Here is a 16437-nt window from a genome sequence, read left to right as displayed (position 1 = left end):
CCGGACGGTCCGCGCGTCCGGGGCCGGCCCGCGCGTCGGATCAGCCGGCGGCGAGCACGAACCACCTGGCCGGCAGGTCGATCCGGGTCCCGTCTGGCAGCTGCTCGGTCTGCGGCAGGGCCGTGTCGCCGCTGTCCAGGATGGTCAGCCCGGCCGCCCTCAGCAGTTCGGGCACCTCCTCCTCGGTGGCGTCCGCCGGCTTGAGCCCGTGGTCGTAGACCCGGCGCAGCTTCTTGGGCGGCCCGTCCGGCCCCTGCGCCGCCTGCCGGAGCACGGCCTTGGAGGCCGGGGTCAGCTCGGCGACGAAGGCCCGGCCGCGCGCTCCCAGCAGCGTCGCCACGGCTGCGGCGACCGCGGGCCTGGACTCGGCCTCGCTCTGGTGGATCACCGCTCGCATGTAGACGTTGGCGTCCCCGATCCGCTCGCGCAGGGCGCGCACCGCGCCGCCGTCGGTCAGATCGAGCTGGGCGAACTCGGCGACGCCCTCGGTGTCCGCCCGACGGGCATGGCCGATCGCGGCGTGCGAGAGGTCCACGCCGATGGCGCGGGCGAACCGGGTGGCGAGGTAGCGGGTCTGGGTGCCGTTGCCGCAGCCGAGGTCGACGACGGGCAGTGCGGCGTCGGCGTACGGCAGGAGCAGTTCGCTGTGCGGTGCGGCGCTCAGTGAGGGGTCGGCGTCCCAGATCGCCTCGCCGGGCTCGTCCGATGTGGCGGCCCAGAAGCCTTCCCACGCCTCGCTGTACCGCTGTGAAACATCCATGCGCACTCCCAAGTCCCGTCGCACTGAGGCACCTTGCACAACAAGGGACTACCGCCCTCCGCTGATCAGGGCAAGGGTGCGCACAGGACCGGCCGCCAGGGGCGGCTGCTTTTACCAGCCGTTGCGCCGGAGACTGGGCAGCCGGGAGAGCGCCAGCTCGAACCAGACGGTCTTGCCGCGGGCCGTGGTACTGCTGCCCCACTCCCGGGCGAGGCCGCTCACCAGGACGAGCCCGCGGCCGAACTCGTCGTCTGCGGTGGCTTCGAGGAGCGCGGCGGGGGCGGGCTCGTCGTCGGTGACCTCGCAGAGCAGTGCGCCGGTACGGACCAGCCGGAGCCCGATGTGATGGGTGCGTCCGTGCTTCACCGCATTGGTGACGAGCTCGCTGACCATCAGTTCGGCCGCCTCCACGGCGTCCGGCAGCTCCCAGTCGAGCAGCTTGCCGCGGACCATCCGGCGGGCTCGGGCCACCTCGCGTGGATCCAGGGCGAGTTGCCACTCGGCGACGTCGTCGTCGGGGATGCCGTTGAGCCGGGCCATCAGCAGCGCGACGTCGTCGTTGCGGCCGCCGCTGGGGTTGAGCGCGCGGATGATCGTGTCGCAGGCGTCGTCCATGGACGCGGCGGGGTGCGCGGCGGAGGCGCAGAGCGCGGCGAGACCGGCACCGATGTCCTGGCCGCGCACCTCGACCAGGCCGTCGGTGCAGAGCACCAGGCGGTCGCCAGGCAGGACACGCACGGTCGCGGTCGCGAAGGCCACCCCGCCGACCCCGATCGGGGCGCCGGTCGGCAGGTCGAGCAGTTCGGCCCGGCCGTCCTCGGCACGGACGAGCACCGGCGGGATGTGCCCGGCGTTGGCGATCTGGAGTTCGGAACGGATCGGGTCGTACACGGCGTAGAGGCAGGTGGCCAGGTACTGCTCGCCGAGGCGCTGGGCCAGGTCGTCCAGATTGCGCAGCAGCTGCGCCGGCGGCATCTCCATGGTGGCCATCGTCAGTACGGCGGTACGCAACTGGCCCATCATCGCGGCCGAGTTGAGCCCGTGCCCCATCACGTCCCCGACGACCAGCGCGGTCCGGGAGCCGGGAAGCTTCACCGAGTCGAACCAGTCGCCGCCGACCCTGCCGAGCCGGGCGCCGGGCAGATAGCGGGTGGCGATGTCGCAGCCGGCCATGCGCGGCTCGACCTGGGGCAGCATGCTGTCCTGGAGGGTCTCCGCGACGTTCTCCTGGTAGGTGTACATGCGGGCGTTGTCGAGGACGAGCCCGGCCCTGGCGGCGAGTTCGGCGCCGGTGGTGCGGTCCATGTCGTCGAAGGGCTCCCGGCCGGGGCGCCGCATCAGGACCATGAAGCCGAGCACCACGTCGCGGGCCTTGAGCGGCACGATGAGCAGGGAGCGGTGGGTGATCAGCGGACGCAGGTCGCGCTTCTCGAACTCGCCCGAGATCCGGTTGCTCAACTCCTCGCTGACGTAAGGGATGATGACCGGCTCGCCGGTGACCATGCACTGGAAGAACGGGGTGTGTTCCGGGAACGCGATGGACTCGCCGACCGGCACGGTGTCGTCCCAGCGGCCCGGTTCGTCGTTGTGCTCGACCCAGACCCGGTGCCAGACCGTCGTGACGTCGGGCGGGCCGTCCGGGAAGCCCTCGCCGGCGAGGACCGCGGCGCGCAGATGGGTCCCGGCGAAGTCCGTGAAGCGGGGCACCGCGGCGCTGGTGACCTCGCGGATGGTGCGCTCCAGGTCGAGGGAGGAACCGATGCGGCCGCTGACCTCGTTGAGGAACTCCAGCCGTTCACGGACCGCCGCGTATTCGAGGTCCAGCTCGGGGCGGGGCGCCGCGCGGGGCGTGAGCCGGCCGTCGGCGATGTGTTGCGGGTCCCGGGATTCCCGGTGTCCGGCGCGCTGCGGCACTCCCCAGTCAGGGGTCACCGGGATTCGGTCGTGGCGGCTGAACTCCAGTACTGGATAGCCGAGTTCGAGTACCTGGGAGACGATCCGAGTGGCCTCGTGGACGCTCATGCTGGGCAGGATCTCGGGCAGCCGCCCGGACAGCTCCCGGTAGCCGGGGAAGTCGGTGTGCAGGGCGAATCCGGGTGCGATCGTGTCGGCGTCCCGGCCCTCCCCCGCCTCCGCGCCGCGTACCTGCGCGGAGTCCGCGGCGAGCACGAGCAGCCGCTCGGGGCCGGGGCCGACGAGCGGATAGGCCCACCACAGGACCTCGATCCGGCCGCGGTCCGGTTCGTCCACCCGGGCCCGGCCCGCCGCCGGGTAGGCGACGGCGCCGCTGAGGGAGCTGTCCAGCTCGGGGCCGTACTCGGCGTACATCCCGCCTCGCGACGGTTCGCCGTGGTCCCGTAACGCCCCGGCGACCGGGAGCAGTTCACCGGCCGGGCAGCCGATCGCGTCGTCCCTGGCGACACCGAAGAGCCTTCTGGCCCCGGTCGACCAGTGCGACACGAGTCCGTCCGCGTCGACGACGACCACGGCGAGCGGCACTCGGCCCGCCGCGGCGTCTCGCGGTTGTGGTGTCCTCTGCGACGGCACACCGAGGTCCATGGGTGGAAGGCTCCTTCCCCACCGCGAGGTTCTGCGGTACGAGGCTCCACCGTACGGGGCCGCGACGGGCGCTCGCCGGTCATCGACGGAATCACCCCCGAAGGTGGTGCGCCCCGCGCACTCGGGGGCGCACTACCTTCACCACCCGTCGCGGACTCAGTCCTCGTGGCCCAGCTGGAGGTCCCGTTCGGTGCGTCCGCCGCCCGCGACCTGGAGGACGGTGGCCACCGGCGGGTAGCCGGCGGCGATCACGGTGTACTCGCCGGTGGACAGGTCGACGAACCGGAAGGCACCGTCGGGCCCGGTGGTCAGGGTGTCGACCACATTGCCCGCCGCGTCCAGGAGCGTGACCCGGGCGTCCTCCACGAGCCGCCCGCCGCTGGCGCGCACGACGCCGCGGAGCACGGCGCCGCCGGCCAGTTCGATGTCCTGCCGGGTCTCGCGGGCCGCCTGCACACTGACCGGCAGCGCGGCCGGCCGGAACGCGGGGGCGCTGGCCGCGAGGGTGTACTCCCCCGCCACCAGTTCCGAGATGACATAGCCGCCCTCGCGCCCGCTGCGGGTGGAGGAGACCACCTCACCGCGTACGTCGGTCAGGGTGACGGCCGCGTCGCGCACCGGAACACCGTCCGCCGTCACGACGGTCCCCGCCAGCCGGCCCGCACCGCCGAGCACCACGTCGAGTTCCACGGGCCGCTCGCCCACGGTGACGCTGACGGCCTGCGGCTGGTGGCCTCCGGCAGCGGCGATGAGGACGTACGAACCGGCGCCGGGGACGCTGAGCGCGTACCGCCCCTCGTCTCCGCTGGCACCCCTGCCGACCTGCTGTCCCTGGACGTCGATGAGGGTGAGGGCGGCGCGCGGGACCTTCGTGCCGTCGGGGTGCTGGACGCTGCCGCGGACGGGCACCCCCGAGAGGGGTCCGGCGGGCTGGGTGCCCGGATCGGTGCGGGCGGAGGGGATCGTCGCGGGCTCGGCTGCGGTTTCGGGGCTGTGGTGGGACACCAGCGGTTTCTCCTTGAGGAAGAAGGCGAAGAACAGGCCGAGCACGAGGACCGGCACAAGGTAGAGGAAGATCCGGGGCATCGCGTCGGCGTATGCCTGGATATAGCTGTCACGCAGCACCGGGTCCATGGCGTGGACCAGCTGCGGCGTGATCGACTCGGGGTCGGGCAGATCCGCTCCCGACGGCAGGCGCACCGCGAGCGCGTCGGCGAGCCGCCCGGCGAAGAGCGTGCCGAACACGGCCGCGCCGACGCTGCCGCCGATCTGCCGGAAGTAGTTGTTGGCGCTGGTGGCGGTGCCGAGGTCGGCGGGGCGTACGGAGTTCTGCACGGCGAGCACCAGCACCGGCATGATCAGCCCGATCCCGAGACCGAGCACCGCCTGCGAGATGCTGTACTCCAGCCGCGGGGTGTCCGTTTCGAGCCGGGACAGCAGCCACATGCCCACCGCCGCGAGGGCGCTGCCTGCGATCGGGTAGACGCGGTACTTGCCGGTACGGGAGATCAGCTGGCCCGAGACGACGGACGCGGCCACGATGCCGCCCATCATCGGCAGCATCAGCAGCCCGGACTCGGTGGCGGTGGCGCCGTCGACCATCTGGAGGAAGGTCGGCAGATAGCTGGCGGCGCCGAACAGGGCGACTCCCACGACCGCGCCGACGAGGGCGCTGACGTTGAAGATCGAGTCACGGAACAGCCGCAGCGGAATGATCGGTTCGGGCGCGCGGTGCTCGACGACGACGAAGAGCAGAGTCGTTCCGGCGGCTCCGGCGGCCAGTCCCAGGATGGTGCCCGAGCCCCAGGCGTACTCCGTGCCGCCCCAGCTGGTCAGCAGCACCAGACAGGTGGAGGCGGCGGCCAGCAGCAGCGCGCCGAGGATGTCGAGCCGCGGCCGGACCGTGGGCTTCGGGAGCTTCAGCACGACGGTGATGACCGCGAAGGTGACCAGGCCGAACGGGATGTTGATGTAGAAGCACCAGCGCCAGGAGGCGTGGTCGGTGAAGAAGCCGCCGAGCAACGGGCCCGCCACGGAGGCGAGTCCGAAGGCCGCGCCGATGAGCCCCATGAACCGGCCGCGCTCCCGGGGCGGCACGACGTCCGCGATGATCGCCTGGACGCCGATCATCAGCCCGCCGCCGCCGACGCCCTGGAGGGCGCGGAAGGCGATCAGTTCGTCCATGGTGCGCGACCAGCCGGCCAGCGCGGAGCCGATGACGAAGACGACGATCGCGAACTGGAAGACGCCCTTGCGGCCGAAGAGGTCGCCGAGCTTGCCGTAGACCGGGAGCCCGATGGTGGAGGCGAGCAGATAGGCGGTGACCGCCCAGGACATCTTCTCCAGGCCGTGCAGCTCACCGACGATCTTCGGGAGCGCGGTGGCGACGATCATCTGGTCGAGCGCCGCGAGCAGCAGCGTGAGCATCAGCCCGATGAAGATCAGCCGGATGCGACGGGGGTCCGTCTCGGGTTCCGGGGGCAGATACGGAGCGGCTGATTCCGTCGCGGCCGGCGGCGGGGGCGGTTCGGACGTCCGCACCGTTGCGGTGTCGCCCGTACCGTCGGGCTCGTCCTTCACCAGAGTGATCCCACCCACCACGTGCCGCTCCCCTCGTCGCATCTGCGCCGCCCATTTCTCGCATTGCGATACAAGGGAGGGCAAACGCGGCGGGGGGCGCTGACGGCGCACTTGGAGGGCTTAGCCGCCGGTGGGGGCCACTACGGCGCACAACCGTCCGGACGGAAAGACCACCCGAACCGGTGAGGCCGGAAAGCGGGAACCGGGAGTTACTTCTCCACCTCGGTGGCGAGATTCTGCAGGAGCTCGTCGTAGATGCGGCCAAGTCCCTTGGGCGCGAAGGTCTTCTCGAAGAACCCGCCGATGCCGCCGGCGCCGTTCCACACGGTCGAGATGACCGCCTTGGACTTCCCCTCGCCGGCCGGGGTGACGGTCCAGGTCGTGACCATCGAGGAGTTGCGGTCCTTCTCCACGAGCTGACCCTCGGTGGGCTCGCTGACCTCCAGCAGGCAGTCGCGCACCCGCTTGCTGGTGGCCTGGAGCTTCCAGTGGACGAGGGTGCCCTCGCCGTCGCCGCCCTCACGCACCTCGTACTCGCTGAAGTGGCCGGGCAGCACCTTGCCGCGGACGTCCTTGTAGTCGGCCAGCGCGTCGAACACCGCTTCCGGGTCCGCCGCGATGATCCGCTCTGTCGTGGCCTCGACCTGCGCCATGGCTGTTCCTCCAGCACTCGGTTGTTCGGGGTGTGCTGAGCCAACCACCTCCGGCACCCGGCTCAAAATCCGGCCGGGGACGAAGGGGAGAAAACGATCAAGGGAACAAGTGTTCTATTCTCGAGTCAGTGCTACCTAGGAGGCGTCCATGCGCTGGGACAATCTGGCCGATAACCGCGCCAAGACCGCCAAAAGCGGAGAGGCCGCGCTCTTCGCCGCGGACGCGGTGACGACGCGCACCTTCGACACCCCGGAGTTCCGGGGCATCACCTTCCACGAAGTCCGGGCCCGATCGATCGTGAACCGGGTGCCGGGCGCGTCCCGGATGCCGTTCGAGTGGACCGTGAACCCCTATCGCGGCTGTTCGCACGCCTGTGTCTACTGCTTCGCCCGCAAGACCCACAGCTATCTGGACCTCGACACCGGGCTGGGCTTCGACTCGCAGATCGTCGTCAAGGTCAACGCCCCGGAGCTGGTGCGCCGCGAGCTCGGCTCCAGCCGCTGGCACGGCGCGCACATCGCGATGGGGACCAATGTCGACTGCTACCAGCGCGCCGAGGGCCGCTACCGGCTGATGCCCGGCATCCTCGCGGCCCTGCGCGACCACGCGAACCCCTTCTCCATCCTGACGAAGGGCACGCTGATCCTGCGCGACCTGGAGCTGCTGCGGCAGGCGGCCGAGGTCACCGAGGTGGGCGTCTCGGTCTCCGTGGGCTTCGTCGACCCCGAGCTGTGGCGCACCGTGGAGCCCGGCACCCCCTCCCCCGAGCGCCGCCTCGACGTCGTGCGCACCCTCAGCGAGCACGGCATCGGCTGCGGGGTGCTGATGGCGCCCGTCATCCCGTTCCTCGGCGACCGGCCGGAGCAACTGCGGGCGACGGTCCGCGCGATCGCCGCCGTCGGCGCGACCTCGGTGACCCCGCTCGTCCTGCATCTGCGCCCCGGCGCGCGTGAGTGGTTCATGGAGTGGCTCGGCCGGCACCACCCCGAGCTGGTGGGGCGGTACGAGCGCCTGTACGCGGACGGGGCGTACGCGCCCACGTGGTACCAGCGCCGGGTCACCCGCCATGTGCACGAGCTGGCGGCCGAGTACGGCATCGGGCCCTCGCGCCGCGAGACCCCCCGCGCACTCCCCGGGCGCGGCGAGCCGCAGCCCCCGCTCGACGGCGCCGAGCCCACCCAGCTGACCCTGCTCTGACCGGACCGCCGCGGATCCGGCGCACCGGACACCGGGCGGAGGCAAACGGGTCATCTCTCACCAGAACAGGTCCTTCCGGCTCCGATGCGGGGAGCATCCGGCGGGGGCTGCCGTCACGCGCAGCCGTGTTCCCCCACCACGGGAGGCCATATGACGAAACGTTCGGGAATTCTGTTCGCCGTCGGGGCGACGGTCGCCGGTCTGGTGACCGCCGTGCCGTCCCCGGCGACCGCCGACGCCGGTGCGCGGCGCGCCGTATCGCTCAAGTGGGCCGACTGCGCCACCAAGTCGTCCCCGACGCTCCAGTGCTCGTCGGTGAGTGCCCCGCTCGACCATGACGACCCGTCGGGCCGGAAGATCACCCTCGCCCTGACCCGGGTCCCGCACACCTCGAAGACCTTCCAGGGCCCGCTGCTGGTCAATCCGGGCGGCCCCGGCGGCAGCGGACTGTCGATGGCCGGATTCGTCGCCACCTCGCTGCCGAAGGCGGTGGCCACCCAGTACGACGTGATCGGCTTCGACCCGCGCGGCGTGGGCAAGAGCCGGCCGGCCCTGGACTGCGTGCCGGAGTACTCCGATCCGGTACGGCCCGACTCGGTGCCGCGCACCCTCCGCGACGAGCAGGTCAACCGGGACCGCGCCCGGTCCTTCGCGGCCGCCTGCGGCAAGAAGTACCCGGACCTGCTGCCGTACATGGACACGGTCAGCGCGGCCAAGGACCTCGACGTGATCCGCCGGGCGGCCGGCGCGGCGAAGCTCAACTACCTCGGGTACTCCTACGGCACCTACCTGGGCTCGGTGTACGCCAAACTCTTCCCGGACCGCGTCCGGCGCCTCGTCCTCGACTCGAACGTCGACCCGACCGGCGTCTGGTACGACGACAACCTCAGCCAGGACTACGCGTTCGACACCCGCCACAAGGCGTTCATGGCCTGGGTGGCGAAGTACCACGCCACGTACGGGCTGGGCAGCGACCCGGCGAAGGTCGAGGCGGCCTGGTACCGGATGCGGGACGCGGTCAAGAAGCACCCCGCGGGCAAGAAGGTCGGCGCGAGCGAACTGGACGACACGTTCCTGCCGGGCGGCTACTACAACGGCTACTGGCCCGTGCTGGCCGAGGCGTTCGCCGGTTACGTGAACCACAAGGACGAGAAGACGCTGGTCAAGGCGTACGAGCGGTTCGGCGCGGTCGACGCCGAGGGCGACAACGGGTACTCGGTCTACACGGCCGTCCAGTGCCGGGACGCCCAGTGGCCGCGCGACTGGAACGCCTGGCGCAACGACGCCTGGAGGGTGCACACCAAGGCGCCCTTCATGGCCTGGAGCAACACCTGGTACAACGCGCCGTGCGCCGACTGGCCGGTGGAGCCGCTGAATCCGGTCCGGGTCTCCAACCACGGCCTGCCGCCCGCGCTGCTCTTCCAGGCCACGGACGACGCGGCCACACCGTACGAGGGCGGAGTCACCCTGCACCGCAAGCTCCGCGGTTCCAGCCTGGTCGTCGAGCAGGGCGGCGGCAACCACGGCGTCACGCTGAGCGGCAACGACTGCCTGGACAAGTACCTGGCGGACTATCTCGCCAAGGGCACCGTGCCGCGCGGCAGGAGCGGCGGCGTGGACGCGGTCTGCGCGAAGACGCCTGACCCGAAGCCCGCGACCGGCGAGGCCGCGAAGGCGGCGCCCCGTACGGGCGCGGAGGGCCGGGGCAGCGCGCTGCACGGAGTGCTCGGCTTCCGGGGCTGACGGGGCCGGGAATCGCGTTCCCTCCGGGGGCGTGCGCGAGGATGGGCGTGTGACCACACACCCCACTCCGGCGCACGCCCCCGAACCGCTGATCCGGGACATGACCGTTGAGGACTGCGAGGCCGTGGCGACCGTCAGGGTGCGCGGCTGGCAGAGCGCCTACGCGGGGCTGATGCCGCAGGCGCATCTGGACGCGATGAGCATCGCCGAGGACGCGGAGCGGCGCCGCGGGTTCCTCGCCGAGGGCAACGAGGTCGTCAACGTGGTGGCGGAGCGGGCGGGCCTCGGCGTCATCGGCTGGGCGGCGTACGGGCCGTACCGCGAGGACGGCAGACGGCTCGCGCGCGGTGAGCTGTACGCGCTCTACGTGCTGCCGGAGCGGACGGGGACAGGGGTGGGCCGGGCCCTGATGTCCGAGGTACTGGCACGCGCCACCGCGGCCGGTCACCCGGAGCTCGCACTCTGGGTGCTCAGGGAGAACGCGCCGGCCCGCCGTTTCTACGCCCGTGCGGGCTTCCGCCCGGACGGCGCGGAGGAGCCCTTCGAGGTGGACGGTGTGCCGGTGCCCGAGGTGCGTTACGTGCGCTCGCTCGGCGCGTGCGCTGTCGTCGAATCCGAGGACTCCGTCGGCGTGCGTTACGTGCGCTCGCTCGGCGCGTCCGAGGGGCGCTGACCGCCCGCCGCCGCGCCCCTCACACCACCGGCAGCCTGCCGAGCGCCTCCTCGGCCGCGCCGCCCAGTCGCGGGTGCGGCAGGGCCGCCTCCAGCACCGGGCGGGCCTGTGCGTCGCCGAGCCGCCCCAGCCCCTCGACGCAGGCCAGCGCCACCCGCCAGTGCGGTTCGTCCGGCCCGAGCAGCCTGCGCAGGGTGCTCACCAGGGCCGGTACGGACTCCGGGGCGCGCAGTTCGCTGAGCAGCCGGACCGGGTACAGCGCGTAGGCGGTGCGCAGGGAGTTGGTGGCGAGTGCGGCGGCGGCACGCGGGGTGCGCGGGTCGCCGAGGCGGGCCAGGGCGTGGGCGGCTCCGGCGCAGCGCTCCGGGTCGCGGTGGTTGAGCAGCAGCACCAGGGTCTCGAAGGCCCGCCGGTCCCCGCCGCAGCCCAGCCGGAACGCCGCGATCTCGCGGGCCCACAACGGGCGTTCGCGCTCGATGAGGACCTGCGCCAGTTCCTCGTCGTCATCGGTGACCAGGAGCCGGCGGTAGGCCGCCGACTCCCCCGCCTCCTCGGCCAGCCGGTGCGTCAGCGACCGCAGCTCCTCGTCCATGACCGTCAGCGTATCGGTGAACACGCAGCGTTCCGAAGAGGGCGGTGAATGTGAGGGGGCGCACAACGATCCAGGGCTGGCGCGCTCGTTACTCGCCGGTTAACCTCATGTGAGCGGGACACTCTCCCCGCCGGCTCCGGTGGCCTGGTGACGCAGCCACCCGGAGTGAATGTCGGTTCGGCAGCTGTGCGAGGCGTGACTCCGGGACAGAGTCCGCCGCCCTTCCCGGTCCCGGCGCGCCCCGCGCGCCCGGACGCGAGCACCACGACAGACAACTCCCGCGCGCCGCGCACCCTCGGCCCCTCTCATCGGCCGCGCGCCGTGCGTCCCTCAGTCGTCACTCATCCCTGGAGTCCCGTGATGGACACCCCGCTCAGCATCATCGCCGTCGTCGGCCTCGGCACGATGGGCACCGGCATCGCCGAGGTCCTCGCCCGCTCCGGCCGCGAGGTCATCGGAATCGACATCAACGACGCGGCCGCCCGCCGGGCGGTCGCCGCCCTGGAGGCCTCCACCGCACGCGCCGTGCGGCGCGAGCGGATCACCGAGGAGGAGCGGCGCGACATCCTCGCCCGGTTCCGTACCTTCTCCGACCTCCAGGCCGCCGCGGACGCGGAGCTGGTCATCGAGGTCGTGCCCGAGACGTACGAGATCAAGCAGCAGGTCTTCCGGGATCTCGACGCGGTCGTCTCCCCCACCGCGATCCTCGCGACGGGCACCAACGCCCTGTCGGTGACCCGGCTCGCCGCCGAGTCCCGGCACCCGGAGCGGGTGCTCGGCCTGCACTTCTTCAACCCGGCGCCCGTGATGAAGCTGGTCGAGGTGGTCTCCTCCGTGCTCACCGCGCCGCCTGCCGTCGCGGCGGTCACGGAGCTCGCCCGCCGGCTGGGCAAGGAGCCGGTCGCGGTCGGGGACCGCCCGGGGTTCGTGGCCGACGGGCTGCTGTTCGGCTACCTCAACCAGGCCGCGGCGATGTACGAGGCGAACTACGCCTCCCGCGAGGACATCGACGCGGCGATGAGGCTGGGCTGCGGTCTGCCGATGGGCCCGCTCGCCCTGCTGGACCTGATCGGAGTCGACACCGCCCGTACCGTCCTGGAGGCGATGTACTGCGCCTCGCACGACCGGCTGCACGCCCCCGCGCCGATCCTCGGCCAGCTCAGCGAGGCCGGGCTGACCGGCCGCAAGACGGGCCGCGGCTTCTACACCTACGCGGGGCCGGGCAGCCAGGACGTGGTCCCGGACGCGCTGACGCCCGCGCGGGACAGCGCGGCGGTCGCCGGGCGCACCGTGCGCTCGGTGGGGGTCGCGGGCTCCGGGACGATGGCTTCGGGGATCGCCGAGGTCTTCGCGAAGGCCGGGTACGACGTGGTGCTCGCCGCGCGCACCCAGGAGAAGGCGGAGACCGCCAGGGGCCGGATCGCGAAGTCGCTGGAACGTTCGGTCACCAAGGGACGGCTGACGGCCGGGGCCCGGGACGAGACCCTGGCCAGGATCACCGCGGCCGGTTCGCTGGACTCCTTCGCCGAGGTCGATCTCGCCGTCGAGGCCGTGGCCGAGGACCTGCTGGTCAAGCAGCAGCTGTTCGCCACCCTGGACAAGGTGTGCAGGCCTGGCGCGGTGCTCGCCACCACCACGTCCTCGCTGCCGGTGGTGTCGATCGCCCGTGCCACCACCCGGCCGGAGGACGTCGTCGGGATGCACTTCTTCAACCCGGCGCCCGCGATGAAGCTGGTCGAGGTGGTCCGCACCGTCCTCACCGCCGACGAGGTGCACGCCACGGTCCGCGAGGTCTGTGTGAAGGTGCGCAAGCACCCGGTGGACTGCGGGGACCGGGCCGGGTTCATCGTGAACGCGCTGCTGTTCCCGTACCTCAACAACGCGATCAAGATGGTCGAGGAGCACTACGCGACCCTTGACGACATCGACGCCGCGATGAAGCTGGGCGGCGGCTACCCGATGGGGCCCTTCGAGCTCCTGGACGTCGTCGGCCTCGATGTCTCACTCGCCATCGAGAAGGTGCTGCACAGCGAGTTCCGCGACCCGGGCCTCGCCCCGGCGCCGCTGCTGGAGCATCTGGTGGCCGCCGGCTGCCTCGGCCGCAAGACGGGGCGCGGCTTCCGCGAGTATGCCCGCCGCTGAGGGGGCCCGGCCCTCCGGGCCGGGAGCCGGTTGGGGCGGGCTGCTCGGTCCTCCGGGCGGCCCGCCCCCACAGGAGCGCTCTCCCGCACTGATGCAGTACGTTCACACCATGTCCCAGCCCGCCAGGTCCCCCCGTGTGTCCGCCGCGCCCGACGCCCCGGAAAGTGCCGCGGGCACGCGTGCCGCCGCCCAACGGCTCAAAATGCGCCGTGAACTGGCCGCCGCGGCGATGGAGCTCTTCGCCACGAAGGGGTACGAGGCGACGACGGTCGACGAGATCGCGGGCGCCGCGGGCGTCGCCCGGCGGACGTTCTTCCGGCACTTCCGTTCCAAGGAAGAGGCCATCTTCCCGGACCACGACGACACTCTCGTACGCGCCGAGGCGGTCCTGAACGCCGCTCCGGCGCACGAGCACCCGCTCGACACGGTCTGCCGGGGCATCAAGGAAGTCATGAAGATGTACGCGGCGAAGCCCGCGGTCTCCGTGGCCCGCTACAAGCTGACCCGTGAGGTGCCCACCCTGCGGGAGGCCGAGATCGCCTCGGTGGCCCGCTACGAGCGGCTTTTCACGCGCTATCTGCTGGGCCACTTCGACGAGCGCGACCACCATGTCGGCAATGACGACCCGCTGCTGGCGGAGGTGGCGGCGTCCGCCGTGGTCACCGCGCACAACCATGTGCTGCGCCGGTGGCTGCGGGTGGACGGCCAGGGCGATGTGGAGGCGCAGCTGGACCACGCGTTCGCCATCGTCCGCGACACCTTCGGCACCGGGATCGGTGCGGGCCGGACCGCCGGGAGCGAGCCGCCGAAGCCGCCGGCCGCCTCGGTGAGCGCCGAGGGCGAGGTCCTGGTCGCCGTGGCGCGCACGGACGCGCCGCTGGACGAAGTGATGCGCACGATCCAGCAGGCGCTCAAGGAGCGCTGAGCGGCCCGTACGCCCGCGTACCCGGTGCGGAATCCGGTTGCCGTCGCCGTGCCCGGCTGCTGTGGTGTGCGGATGAACGAGCCCCCTCCGCGAGACCGCGAATCCCTGCTGGCCGTCTTCGACCGGGAGATGCGCGAGCACGCCCGCCCCGACGGCCCCGGCGTCCGCGTCGAGCGCACCGGCGACGTCGTACGGCAGGCCGGCGCGGCCCACGACTGGAACGGGGTCGTCTGGTCGTCCCCGGACCTGGACGCCGCACGGGCCGACGCGGCGATCGCCGCGCAGGTGGCCCACTGCGTGGAGCGCGGGTACGACGAGTTCGAGTGGAAGCTGTACGCGCACGACCGCCCGGCCGATCTCGGGGCCCGGCTGCTGGCGGCCGGTTTCGAGGCGGAGGATCCGGAGACCCTGCTGGTCGCGCCGGTCGCGGACCTTCCCACCGAGGTCGTGCTCCCCGACGGCGTCCGGCTGCGCACGGTTCGGGACGAGGCCGGTGTGGAGCTGATGGCCCTGGCCCATGAGCAGGCCTTCGGCTCGGACCGGACCCGGCTGCGGCACCAGATGCTGGCCCGGCTGAAGGAGGACCCGGACCACTTCGTGGGGGTGCTGGCCATGGCGGGCGGGGAGCCGGTGAGCTCGGCCCGGATGGAGCTGTACCCCGGCACCGGCTTCGCCGGGCTGTGGGGCGGCGGCACGGTGGAGGCGTGGCGCGGCAGGGGCGTCTACCGGGCGCTGATCGCCTTCCGGGCCGGGATCGCCGCCGAGCGCGGGTTCCGCTACCTCCAGGTCGACGCGACCGAGCAGAGCCGCCCGATCCTGCAACGGCTCGGGTTCACGGTCCTGGGCACGACGACGCCGTACGTCTACCGCCCCACGTCCTGACCCTCCCCGCTTGCCGCCTCGGCACTTACCGCCTCCGCGGCGGGGCACAACGCACCAAAACGCCCCTCGTGTTGCTCATGCGTGGCACCCGGACGACAATTGAGGGAAATTGCTGGCACTGAGTGCCTTGTCAGCTGTCACGGAGTGCCATACGTTGAAGTCGTCCGGGCGGCCGGCGTGCTGAGACCTCACGTACGCCGGCTGTCCCCGCAAGCCAGGTGCCTGCGTGCCCGGACGCCTGCGTCACAGGCGAACCCTTCTGCTCCACAGAGCAAACAGCCGAAGCATCACCAGCCGAACCGACGGCACACCTCCACGCACCACCGCTCCGCTCCCCTGCTCCGCAGGCCCCTCAAGCGTTCCCTCAAACGCAGCTCCATCGGAGGCACACCGTGAAGGAAATCCTGGACGCGATCCAATCGCAGGACAGCACGGCCGCGGACTTCGCGGCGCTGCCCGTCCCTGAGTCGTACCGCGCGGTGACCGTGCACAAGGACGAGACGGAGATGTTCGCCGGGCTCGACACCCGTGACAAGGACCCCCGTAAGTCGCTGCACCTCGACGAGGTGCCGGTGCCCGAGCTCGGCCCCGGCGAGGCGCTGGTCGCCGTCATGGCCAGTTCGGTGAACTACAACTCCGTCTGGACCTCGATCTTCGAGCCGATGGCCACCTTCGGCTTCCTGGAGCGCTACGGAAGGCTCAGCGAGCTCACCCGGCGCCACGACCTGCCGTACCACGTCATCGGCTCCGACCTGGCGGGCGTCGTCCTGCGCACCGGGCCCGGCGTCAACGCCTGGAAGCCCGGTGACGAGGTCGTCGCGCACTGCCTGTCGGTCGAACTGGAGTCCTCGGACGGCCACAACGACACGATGCTCGACCCCGAGCAGCGCATCTGGGGCTTCGAGACCAACTTCGGCGGGCTGGCCGAGGTCGCCCTGGTGAAGTCGAACCAGCTGATGCCGAAGCCGGACCACCTCAGCTGGGAGGAGGCCGCGGCCCCTGGGCTGGTCAACTCCACCGCGTACCGCCAGCTCGTCTCGCGCAACGGCGCGGGCATGAAGCAGGGCGACAACGTGCTGATCTGGGGCGCGAGCGGCGGGCTGGGCTCCTACGCGACGCAGTTCGCGCTGGCCGGCGGCGCCAACCCGATCTGCGTCGTCTCCAGCGACCAGAAGGCCGAGCTGTGCCGGAAGATGGGCGCCGACGCGATCATCGACCGCAACGCCGAGGGCTACAAGTTCTGGAAGGACGAGCACAACCAGGACCCGCGCGAGTGGAAGCGGTTCGGCAAGCGCATCCGTGAGCTGACCGGCGGCGAGGACGTCGACATCGTCTTCGAGCACCCGGGCCGCGAGACCTTCGGCGCGAGCGTGTACGTGACCCGCAAGGGCGGCACGATCGTCACCTGCGCCTCGACCTCGGGCTACACCCACGAGTACGACAACCGCTACCTGTGGATGTCCCTGAAGAAGATCGTCGGCTCGCACTTCGCCAACTACCGCGAGGCGTGGGAGGCCAACCGCCTGGTCGCCAAGGGGAAGATCCACCCGACGCTGTCGAAGGTCTACTCCCTGGAGGACACCGGCCAGGCCGCGTACGACGTGCACCGCAACCTCCACCAGGGCAAGGTCGGCGTCCTGGCACTCGCACCGCGCGAGGGTCTGGGCGTGCGCGACGAGGAGCTGCGCGAACAGCACATCGACGCCATCAACCGCTTCCGGAGCGTCTGA

Annotated in this window: 12 protein-coding genes; 7 read left to right on the top strand and 5 right to left on the bottom strand. The window is 71.8% G+C overall.

What is annotated here, in order from left to right:
- Positions 1 to 40 precede the first annotated feature (40 nt).
- From ACZ6S6_RS35110 to ACZ6S6_RS35095, 4 genes are all read right to left on the bottom strand, one after another.
- Positions 41 to 760 (bottom strand): methyltransferase domain-containing protein, encoded by a 720-nt coding sequence (locus tag ACZ6S6_RS35110; protein ID WP_469709052.1) that lies wholly within the window; start codon positions 758 to 760, stop codon positions 41 to 43.
- A 111-nt stretch (positions 761 to 871) separates the two neighbouring features.
- Positions 872 to 3319, bottom strand: a complete 2448-nt coding sequence (locus ACZ6S6_RS35105; RefSeq protein WP_469709050.1) for an ATP-binding SpoIIE family protein phosphatase — start codon at positions 3317 to 3319, stop codon at positions 872 to 874.
- Positions 3320 to 3475: 156 nt separating this feature from the next.
- The gene (locus ACZ6S6_RS35100; RefSeq protein ID WP_469709049.1) at positions 3476 to 5920 is read right to left on the bottom strand and encodes an MFS transporter; all 2445 of its coding nucleotides are present in this window, start codon (positions 5918 to 5920) and stop codon (positions 3476 to 3478) included.
- A 188-nt stretch (positions 5921 to 6108) separates the two neighbouring features.
- The gene (locus ACZ6S6_RS35095; RefSeq protein ID WP_362954467.1) at positions 6109 to 6552 is read right to left on the bottom strand and encodes an SRPBCC family protein; all 444 of its coding nucleotides are present in this window, start codon (positions 6550 to 6552) and stop codon (positions 6109 to 6111) included.
- Between the two features lie 148 nt (positions 6553 to 6700).
- On the opposite strand from ACZ6S6_RS35095, the gene ACZ6S6_RS35090 reads away from it, so the two are divergent.
- The 3 genes from ACZ6S6_RS35090 to ACZ6S6_RS35080 all read left to right on the top strand — a co-directional run bounded on the left by ACZ6S6_RS35090 (position 6701) and on the right by ACZ6S6_RS35080 (position 10166).
- Positions 6701 to 7750, top strand: a complete 1050-nt coding sequence (locus ACZ6S6_RS35090) for an Rv2578c family radical SAM protein (RefSeq protein ID WP_469709047.1) — start codon at positions 6701 to 6703, stop codon at positions 7748 to 7750.
- Between the two features lie 150 nt (positions 7751 to 7900).
- Positions 7901 to 9493: an alpha/beta hydrolase gene (locus ACZ6S6_RS35085; protein WP_469709045.1), complete on the top strand. Its 1593-nt coding sequence runs from the start codon at positions 7901 to 7903 to the stop codon at positions 9491 to 9493.
- 49 nt (positions 9494 to 9542) lie between these two features.
- Positions 9543 to 10166: a GNAT family N-acetyltransferase gene (locus tag ACZ6S6_RS35080; protein ID WP_469709043.1), complete on the top strand. Its 624-nt coding sequence runs from the start codon at positions 9543 to 9545 to the stop codon at positions 10164 to 10166.
- A gap of 19 nt (positions 10167 to 10185) precedes the next feature.
- Here the strand turns inward: ACZ6S6_RS35080 and ACZ6S6_RS35075 are convergent, their stop codons facing one another.
- Entirely contained in the window at positions 10186 to 10758 is a 573-nt protein-coding gene (locus tag ACZ6S6_RS35075; RefSeq protein WP_469709041.1) for an adenylosuccinate lyase, read from the bottom strand.
- 360 nt (positions 10759 to 11118) lie between these two features.
- Here ACZ6S6_RS35075 and ACZ6S6_RS35070 point away from each other — a divergent pair, with 360 nt between their 5' ends.
- From ACZ6S6_RS35070 to ccrA, 4 genes are all read left to right on the top strand, one after another.
- Positions 11119 to 12900 (top strand): 3-hydroxyacyl-CoA dehydrogenase family protein, encoded by a 1782-nt coding sequence (locus tag ACZ6S6_RS35070; protein WP_362954474.1) that lies wholly within the window; start codon positions 11119 to 11121, stop codon positions 12898 to 12900.
- Between the two features lie 109 nt (positions 12901 to 13009).
- Positions 13010 to 13825 (top strand): TetR family transcriptional regulator, encoded by an 816-nt coding sequence (locus ACZ6S6_RS35065; RefSeq protein WP_469709039.1) that lies wholly within the window; start codon positions 13010 to 13012, stop codon positions 13823 to 13825.
- Between the two features lie 72 nt (positions 13826 to 13897).
- Positions 13898 to 14707, top strand: a complete 810-nt coding sequence (locus tag ACZ6S6_RS35060) for a GNAT family N-acetyltransferase (RefSeq protein WP_469709038.1) — start codon at positions 13898 to 13900, stop codon at positions 14705 to 14707.
- A 392-nt stretch (positions 14708 to 15099) separates the two neighbouring features.
- The gene (gene ccrA, locus ACZ6S6_RS35055; RefSeq protein WP_362954480.1) at positions 15100 to 16437 is read left to right on the top strand and encodes a crotonyl-CoA carboxylase/reductase; all 1338 of its coding nucleotides are present in this window, start codon (positions 15100 to 15102) and stop codon (positions 16435 to 16437) included.

Source organism: Streptomyces sp. NPDC048671, from assembly GCF_055587045.1.
Note: the sequence above shows the minus strand (reverse complement) of the source record. Positions and strands in the feature narration are given on the sequence as shown.